This window comes from Glutamicibacter sp. V16R2B1, from assembly GCF_005774635.1.
GTDB lineage: Bacteria > Actinomycetota > Actinomycetes > Actinomycetales > Micrococcaceae > Glutamicibacter > Glutamicibacter creatinolyticus.
This window is the reverse complement of sequence record NZ_VATX01000028.1, coordinates 22,983-30,784: the sequence shown is the minus strand read 5'-3', so window position 1 is coordinate 30,784 and position 7,802 is coordinate 22,983. Positions and strand designations below refer to the sequence as shown.

Sequence of the window (7,802 nt, the reverse complement as noted above, 5' to 3'; positions counted from 1 at the left end):
ATCGCCCTGCGTTGGGAGAGCTTTTACGGCCGGAGCACTTCTCTCCAGAAGCAAAGAAGGCAGCTGAGCAAGTGTCAGATGACGAGCCAATCGGCCCGGAGCTTTATGGCACCGGCGCTAGTACCGAAGATGGACAGTTCATCAGAAGAGGCTGGATTCGAAACAGCTACTAGTCACTGGTCTTGAAGGTGTCTGGCCTTGGAACACGCCCGGGCCAGACACACTTTATTGCCTATAGCCCTAATGTGGCGCACCACACGCCGGTGGCCTCGCCGCGGGGGCCATGCCAGGATGCGATGACCGTCCGGAGTTCACAAAACCATACCCCTGGCGGGGGGTGAAAAAAATCGCGCGGGAAGGGGCCCAAAAACCAGTCAAGGGCGGAAACCAGATGGTTTCCGCCCTCGAGCGTTGGTCGGGCTAGCGGGATTCGAACCCACGGCCTCCTGACCCCCAGTCAGGCGCGCTACCAAGCTGCGCCATAGCCCGAAATGCTTTCGCAGCCGTTCTCCCCCACTTCGAAAAGCGGCGGTGCCACCTGCGAAAAGCTCCTAGATAACCCTACACCACATTCGGGTGCGGGATCGAATCGAGGACTCTAGGACCTGCGCCCCCGGCGTTCGCGGATGCGCATCGAGACCTCGATCGGCGAACCTTCGAACCCGAAGGTTTCCCGCAGCCGGCGGGCGATGAACCGGCGGTAGCCCGGATCCAGGAAACCGGTGGTGAACAGCACGAAGCGCGGCGGACGCGAGGAGGCCTGGGTGCCGAACAGGATGCGCGGCTGCTTGCCCCCGCGCACCGGGTGCGGGTGGGCGGCCACCAGCTCGCCCAGGAAGGCGTTGAGCTTGCCGGTGGGGATGCGCTTGTCCCAGGACTCCAGCGCGGTGTTCAGCGCCGGGACCAGCTTGTCCTTGTGCCAGCCGGTCAGCGCGGAAATGTTCACCCGCGGTGCCCAGTCGATATGCGCAAGGTCACGCTCGATTTCCTGCTCCAGGTAGTGACGGCGGTCCTCATCGAGGTTGTCCCACTTGTTGAACACCACCACCATGGCCCGCCCGGCCTCGATCGCCATCTGGATGATGCGCACGTCCTGTTCGGAGACCACTTCGTCGGCGGCCAGCAGGATCACCGCGACCTCCGCCTTTTCCAGGGCGGCCTGGGTGCGCAGTGAGGCGTAGTAGTCCGACCCGACGGCCATGTGCTGGCGGCGGCGAATGCCGGCGGTGTCCACGAACCGCCACACATCCCCGCCCAGCTCGACCAGTTCGTCCACCGGGTCACGGGTGGTGCCGGCGTAGTTGTCCACCACGACGCGCTCGGCGCCGGCGAGCTTGTTCAGCAGCGAGCTCTTGCCTACGTTCGGCCGGCCGATCAGCGCGATGCGCCGCGGTCCGCCGCGCGGGATCACCCCGCCAAAGGCGGAGTACTGCGGCATCTTCTCCATCACCGCGTCCAGCAGGTCCGCGGTGCCGCGTCCGTGCAGGGCGGAGACCGGCCAGGGCTGGCCGAAGCCCAGGCCCCACAGCATCGCGGCCTCGGCCTCCTGGTTGAAGTCATCGACCTTGTTGGCCACCAGGAACACCGGCTTGCCCTTGCGGCGCAGCATCTTGACCACGGCCTCGTCGGTGGCGGTCGCCCCCACATGGGTGTCGACCACGAACAGGATCACGTCCGCGACGTCCGCGGCGATCTCGGCCTGCTCGGCGACCGAGGCGTGGATCCCCTTCGCGTCGTGCTCCCAGCCGCCGGTGTCCACCAGGGAGAAGGCGCGCCCCTCCCATTCGGCGTCGTAGGCCACCCGGTCCCGGGTCACCCCCGGCACGTCCTCCACGACCGCCTCGCGGCGCCCCAGGATGCGGTTGACCAGGGTCGATTTGCCCACGTTCGGGCGCCCGATGACGGCCAGCACCGGAGGGATGCCGATCTCGGCGTCCTCGTCTTCCTCCGTGCCCAGCCCGGCCAGCAGGGCCGCGTCCTCATCGTCCAGGTCGTATTCGGCCAGCCCGGCGCGCAGCGCTTCGGCCCGCTGTTCGGCTTCCTCGTCGCTGAGCGCGTCCAGCCGCTGGACGATGTCGTCGTCGCCGACCGGGATGTAGTCTTCGTCGGACAGGTGTTTCTCGCTCATGATCTTCCCTTTCAAGGCAATGAACGGCCAGCCGGTTGTCTCACGACAGCGGCCGGAAGGTCGGTTAAGTCTGTGTCGGGGCGCCGGTCTGCTGCGGCGGCCCCGCCGCCACCGGATGCCGGGCCCCGCAGCGGGGGTGCGGCCGGTGGGGCCGGCGGCGCCGTTGTGGCTAGTCTTCGCGTCCGAAGCCGGCCGCGTCAAGCACCGCGGCGACGGTCTGCTCGAAATCCAGGTCCGAGGAGTCCACGGTGATCACCCCGTCGGCGGCCTGGGTGAAGTTCACCACGGTGGAGTCCTTCTTGTCCCGGGCCAGCACCTGGGTGGCCAGCTGCTCCTGGCTCTGGGTGCCGCCCAGCTCCAGCCCACGCCGGCGCATCCGGGCCTCCTCGGAGGCGGTGAGCAGGATCCTGGCCGGGGCCTGCGGGGCGACCACGGTGGTGATGTCCCGGCCCTCGGCGACGATGCGCGGGTGGGCGGCGATGATCTCGCGCTGGCGGCGGACCAGTTCGGCGCGCGCGTCCAGGTTGGTTGCCACGGCCGAAACGTTTTCGGTGATGCGCGGTTCGCGGATCGCGGTGGTCACATCCTGCCCGGCGATCACCACCAGTTCGGCGTCCGGGTCGGTGGAGATCTGCAGGTCCGCCTCGCGCACCGCCTGGGCGACGGCGGCGTCGTCGGAAAGGTCCGCCCCGGAGGCCAGCACCGCGTAGGTCACCGCCCGGTACATGGCCCCGGTGTCCAGGTAGGCGGCCTTCAGGGTGCGGGCCACGGCCTTGGAGACCGAGGACTTGCCCGATCCGCTGGGCCCGTCGATCGCGATCACCAGGTGTTCGTTGCTGCTCACTGCACTACCTTCCATCCGTTGTGCGTCAATACGTTGATCAGTTCATCGCGCCGTCCCGGCAGCACCGAAACGTCCACCAGGCCCACCTGGTGTCCGGCGGAGTGCTCCATGCGCAGGTCCTCCAGGTTGATCCCGGCCGCCCCGATCTCGTTCAGCAGCTGGGCGATCTGCCCGGGCCGGTCATCGACCACGACGGTGACCAGCGCGAAGGCCTGCGGCGGGGCGCCGTGCTTGCCGGGGATGCGCGCATGCCCGGCGTTGCCCTCGGTCATCAGCTGGGACAGGTCCAGCAGCGCGCCGGGGCCCTGCGGGTTTTCCAGGGTGGTGATCAGCCGGTCCAGGTCATCCTTCATGGCCCCCAGGATCGGGATCAGCGCCTGGGCGTTGTGCGAGAAGATCTGGATCCACAGCTTCTCGTCGCTGGCGGCGATGCGGGTGGTGTCGCGCAGCCCGTTGCCGGCCAGCCCCAGCTGGTGGGCCGGGGCGTTGAGCAGCCGGGAGGCGATCATCGAGCTGGCGGCCTGCGGGAAGTGGCTGATCAGCGCGACCGACTCGTCGTGCTCGGTGGTGCCCATGCGGTGCATCACCGCGCCCAGGTCGATGGCCAGCGATTCGGCGGTCTTCACCGCGCGCGCCGAGCTGCCCGGGTGCGCGCAGATCACCCACGGCATGGAGGTGAACAGCGCGCCGCGGGCGGCGGCCGGACCGGACTTTTCCCGCCCGGCCATCGGGTGGGTGCCCACATAGCGGGAGCGGGCGGCCGCATCCAGGCGCGCATCGGCCTGCAGCGCGCGCAGGATCGAACCCTTCACGCTGGCGATGTCCACCACGACCGCCGTCGGGAACTCCAGCAGCGCCTGGGCCACCAGGTCCGCCGTGACATCCGGCGGCGCGCCGATAACCACCAGTTCCGGGGCGATGCGCTGCCCGGCCTGCAGGATGGTGCCCGCGCCGATGTCCTGGGCGACCCCGGCGGCCGAGGGGGAAATGTCGCGCAGGTAGACGCCCACGCCCTTGGCGCGCAGCCCCAACCCGACGCTGGTGCCCAGCAGCCCGGTTCCGATCACCAGCACCGGGCCGGCGAGATGCGAAGTGTTCATGTTCCTAGTTCCGCTTGTCCAATCCTGCCTGTGCATCCCGCCGGGCGGGCGCTGCCGGCCGGTGGGACGCCTCGAATCGTCCTAGAGCCCGACCATGGCCATCAGGTGGCCAACTTCCTGCTTGCCCAGCGGCCGGATGGTGCCCTGCTTCTGGTCCCCGAGCTGGATCGGGCCGATGGACACGCGCACCAGGCGCTGCACCGGGTGGCCGACCGCGTCGAACATCCGGCGCACGATCCGGTTGCGCCCGGAGTGCAGGGTGACCTCGACCATGACCCGGGTGGGGGTCATGTCGATGATGCGGAACTCGTCCACCGAGGCCCAGCCGTCCTCCAGCTTCACGCCCTCGCGCAGCTTGTTGCTCACGCCCTTGGCCAGCGGGCCGTCGACCTGCACCAGGTAGGTCTTGGGGACCTCGTACTTCGGGTGCTGCAGCCGGTTGGCCAGCTCCCCGTCGTTGGTCAGGATCAGCAGGCCCTCGGTCTTGTAGTCCAGCCGGCCCACATGGTAGAGCCGCTGGTTGGTGTGCTCGTTCTTGAAGTAGTCGCTGATGGTGCGGCGGCCCTCCGGGTCCTCCATGGTGGAGACCACGTGCTTGGGCTTGTTGAAGACGTAGTACTTGTGGGCGGTGTTCACCTGCACGCGCATCCCGTCGACGTGGATCACGTCGCGTTCCGGGTTCACCCGGGCACCGAGTTCGACCACCAGTTCCCCGTTGACCTCAACGCGGCCCTCGGTGATCATTTCCTCGCAGGCGCGGCGGGAGGCGACCCCGGCGTTGGCCATCACCTTCTGCAGGCGCACGCCCTCGGTGGATTCACCCTGGGCGGCGCGGCGGTTCTGCGCCTCGGCGCGGGCGGCGGCCCGGGCACGCTGGGTGGGACGGGCGTAGTCGCCCTTGATGGTGCGGTTGTACGGGTCCTTGCCGTAGGCGCGTTCGGCGTTCTTGCGCGGGGCGGCCGACTCGTTCTTGCTGCGTCCGGCCCCCTGCCGGGCTGCCGGCTTGCCGCCGGGCTTGCCGGAGGCGCCGGGCTTGCCGGAGAACTTGCCCCCGGAACGGGCGCCAAACTGGTTGCCGCCGGTCGGCTTGCCGCCGGACTGGGACCGGTTCCGGCCCCCACGCGGGTTGCGGGGGGTGGATGAACCCTTGTTCATGTCGAATCTTCCCTTTGCTCTTGCGTTGCACGTGCTGCTGCCCCGCCCAGGTGGCGGCGCATCGCGACCAGGGGCAACGGCACCGGGGCGTTGACCTAGTCGTCGAAGGTTGCCGAATCCAGCGATTCGAGGTCCGCGACACCGGGCAGGTGCGGGGACAGGGGCGGCAGCTCATCCAGGCTGGACAGGCCCAGCCGCTCCAGGAAGTACTCCGTGGTCTGGTAGAGCGCTGCTCCGCCGTCGCCCACTTCCGGATAGTGCGCGATCAACCCCCGGTTCAGCAGTGTGCGCACCACCGAGTCGACGTTGACCCCTCGAATCGCCGATATCCGTCCACGTGAGACCGGCTGTCGGTAGGCGATGACAGCCAGGGTTTCCAGGGCCGCCTGACTCAGGCGCGCTGTTTGCCCATCGAGAACATAGCTGGAGACGAAATCGGCATAATCGCGACGCGAATAGATGCGCCACCCGGAGGCGACGCGTCGAAGTTCGAATCCGCGCGGACGATCCCTACTATCATACTCGCTTGCCAGCGCCCGAAGGGCCTGAGTGATACGGATCTCCGAAACCTCGAAGATCTGCGCCAAACGCTGTTCTGACACGGGCTGATCGGCGACCATCAGCACCGCCTCCAGGCCCGCGGGCAGCCCCCCGGGCAGCTGGTCGATCGCGGCCGGCTCATCCATGGACCGGCTCCAGCGACTCCTGCGGCGCGCGCCCGGCACCACCGGCGGACGCGGCGTCATCGGGCATCGCGCCCTGGGCCGGCTTGGTGATTCCGGGCTTGGCGGCACCGGGTTTGGCGTTGTCCCCGGCTGCGGTGCCGGTGTAGTCATCCTCCATGGCCGCCGCGTCCAGCTCACCGTCCTGGGTCAGCTGCACCACCAGGGGCGCCAGCGGAGCCGGCTGCCGGAAGCTGATCGCCTTCTGCCGGAACATTTCCAGCAGCGCCAGAAAGCGCACCACGACCACCAGCTGGCTTTCGGCGTCGGCCACCAGCTGGGTGAAGTCCAGGCAGCCGCGCTCGGTGAGCATCCGGTGCATGGTCTCGGCTTCCTGGCCGATCGTGACATTCGCCCCGTGCAGGTGGGAGATCCCCACTTCGGTCTCCGGCTCGGGTTTCGGGGCCAGGCCCTGGCGGGCGATCTGGGCGAACTGCTGCGGGGTGATGTTGAAGATCAGCTCGGGCAGCAGCGCCGCGAATTGCGGCTCCAGGGGCACCTCGCGCGGAATGTGCGCGGATTCGGCGTCGTAGTGGTCGCCCAGCACCGCGGCCGCCTCCTTGAACGCCTTGTACTGCAGCAGCCGGGCGAAGAGCAGGTCCCGGGCCTCAAGCAGTTCGAAGTCCTCGTCGTCGGCCATTTCCCCGCGCGGCAGCAGCCGGGCGGCCTTCAGGTCCAGCAGCGTGGAGGCGACCACCAGAAATTCGGTGGTCTCATCCAGCATCTTCAGCCCGTCGCCGGGCTGGGCCTGCAGGGCGCGCAGGTAGGCGATGAATTCGTCGGTGACCTCGGCGAGCGCCACCTCGGTGATGTCCAGCTCGCGCTTGGTGATCAGGTGCAGCAGCACGTCGAACGGCCCGTTGAAGTTGGCCAGCTCCAGGTGGAACCCGCTGCCGCCGGCGGCGGGCTCCTGACTCCGCTCGTCGCCGGCTGGCGCATGCGTGAGCGTGGCGGTCATTACGGGGCGCCGCCGCGGTAGATCAGTTCCTTGGCCAGGTTGCGGTAGGACTCGGCGCCGGGGTGGTTCGAGGCGTAGGAGGTGATCGGTTCGGCGGCCACGTTCGCATCGGCGAACTTGATGGTGCGCTTGATCACGGTTTCAAACAGCTTCTCCCCGAACGCCTCGTCCAGCCGGCCGATGACCTCGCGGCTGTGCAGCGTGCGGGCGTCGTACATGGTGGCCAGCACCCCGTCGACCTCCAGCATCTGGTTCAGCCGGTCCTTGACCTTGTCGATGGTCTCCATCAGCAGCGCCACCGCACGCAGCGCGAAGAACTCGGCGGTCAGCGGGATGATCACCCCGTGCGCGGCAGTCAGCGCGTTGATGGTCAGCAGCCCCAGGGAGGGCTGGCAGTCGATGAGCACCACGTCGTAGTCGTCGATCACCTCGCGCAGCGCCCGTTCCAGGGCCTGCTCGCGGGCGACCTCGTTGACCAGCTGCACCTCGGCGGCGGACAGGTCGATGTTCGCCGGCAGCAGGTCGATGTTCGCCACCTCGGTGGTGCGGATCGCGTCGCGGATCCCGGTGTTGCGCTCCATCAGCACGTTGTAGACGGTCACGTCCAGCTCGTGCGGGTTCATCCCGAAGCCGGCCGACAGCGCACCCTGGGGGTCGAAGTCCACCAGCAGCACCTTGCGGCCGTATTCGGCCAGCGCCGCGGCCAGGTTAATGGTCGAGGTGGTCTTGCCCACCCCGCCCTTCTGGTTGACCATCGCGATGACCCGGGCCGGACCGTGCGACGGCAGCGGCTCGGGTTCGGGAAAATCGGTCAGCGGCTTGCCGGTGGGTCCCACCGGCTTTGGTTCCTTGAGCATTCCTGCCCCGCGGATCTTGCCCTGTTCCTCGCTCACGA

7 protein-coding genes, 1 tRNA gene and 1 pseudogene are annotated in these 7,802 nt (G+C 68.4%); 1 reads left to right on the top strand and 8 read right to left on the bottom strand.

The features are described from left to right. Window positions 1–173, top strand: a pseudogene (locus FDN03_RS16840) (IS256 family transposase); the annotation flags it as partial. Window positions 174–412: 239 nt separating this feature from the next. Here FDN03_RS16840 and FDN03_RS15290 read toward each other — a convergent pair. The 8 genes from FDN03_RS15290 to FDN03_RS15255 all read right to left on the bottom strand — a co-directional run bounded on the left by FDN03_RS15290 (window position 413) and on the right by FDN03_RS15255 (window position 7,764). Then, window positions 413–489 (bottom strand) — tRNA-Pro (locus FDN03_RS15290). 109 nt (window positions 490–598) lie between these two features. Next, on the bottom strand, window positions 599–2,128 hold the full coding sequence (gene der, locus FDN03_RS15285; protein ID WP_138178459.1) for a ribosome biogenesis GTPase Der: 1,530 nt from the start codon (window positions 2,126–2,128) through the stop codon (window positions 599–601). A 169-nt stretch (window positions 2,129–2,297) separates the two neighbouring features. Next, window positions 2,298–2,972 carry a (d)CMP kinase gene (cmk, locus tag FDN03_RS15280; RefSeq protein WP_246049781.1) on the bottom strand — a complete coding sequence of 225 codons (675 nt, stop codon included), beginning with the start codon at window positions 2,970–2,972 and terminating at the stop codon, window positions 2,298–2,300. Continuing rightward, complete coding sequence (locus tag FDN03_RS15275) at window positions 2,969–4,072, bottom strand: prephenate dehydrogenase (protein WP_138178457.1); 1,104 nt, start codon at window positions 4,070–4,072, stop codon at window positions 2,969–2,971. Before FDN03_RS15275 ends, cmk begins: the two co-directional genes overlap by 4 nt. An 81-nt stretch (window positions 4,073–4,153) precedes the next feature. Beyond that, window positions 4,154–5,227, bottom strand: a complete 1,074-nt coding sequence (locus FDN03_RS15270) for a pseudouridine synthase (protein ID WP_138178456.1) — start codon at window positions 5,225–5,227, stop codon at window positions 4,154–4,156. A 95-nt stretch (window positions 5,228–5,322) separates the two neighbouring features. Next, window positions 5,323–5,913 (bottom strand): SMC-Scp complex subunit ScpB, encoded by a 591-nt coding sequence (scpB, locus tag FDN03_RS15265; RefSeq protein ID WP_138178455.1) that lies wholly within the window; start codon window positions 5,911–5,913, stop codon window positions 5,323–5,325. Further along, window positions 5,906–6,907 (bottom strand): ScpA family protein, encoded by a 1,002-nt coding sequence (locus tag FDN03_RS15260; RefSeq protein WP_138178454.1) that lies wholly within the window; start codon window positions 6,905–6,907, stop codon window positions 5,906–5,908. Before FDN03_RS15260 ends, scpB begins: the two co-directional genes overlap by 8 nt. After that, window positions 6,907–7,764, bottom strand: coding sequence for a ParA family protein (locus tag FDN03_RS15255; RefSeq protein WP_171021282.1), 858 nt, complete (start codon window positions 7,762–7,764; stop codon window positions 6,907–6,909). Before FDN03_RS15255 ends, FDN03_RS15260 begins: the two co-directional genes overlap by 1 nt. Window positions 7,765–7,802: the final 38 nt, after the last annotated feature.